1 protein-coding gene is annotated in these 299 nt (G+C 76.9%); it reads left to right on the top strand.

Features of this window, described 5'->3' with window-relative positions:
- On the top strand, window positions 1-299 hold a 299-nt coding region (locus LQ326_RS47575), incomplete at both ends, for an OsmC family protein (protein ID WP_234545433.1).

The following is a 299-nucleotide window of genomic DNA, read 5'->3' as shown; positions in this document are numbered from 1 at the left end:
GTGGACGTCCGCGGCCACCGGCTCCAGGTCGACCAGCCGCCGGAGGCGGGCGGCACGGACACCGCGCCCACCCCGACCGAGCTCTTCGCGGCCTCGCTGGCCACCTGCGTGGCCTTCTACGCGGGCCGCTACCTCCACCGGCACGGCCTGCCCCGCACCGGACTGCGCGTCCGCACGGAGTTCACCATGTCCACCGACGCCCCGGCACGCGTCGCGGCCCTGCGCGTCGTGATCGAACCGCCGCCCGAACTGCCCGAGCAGCGCCGCGCGGGCCTGCTGGCCGTGGCCTCGCACTGCAC

Source organism: Streptomyces shenzhenensis, assembly GCF_021462265.1.
Lineage (GTDB): Bacteria > Actinomycetota > Actinomycetes > Streptomycetales > Streptomycetaceae > Streptomyces > Streptomyces shenzhenensis.
Note: the sequence above shows the minus strand (reverse complement) of the source record. Positions and strands in the feature narration are given on the sequence as shown.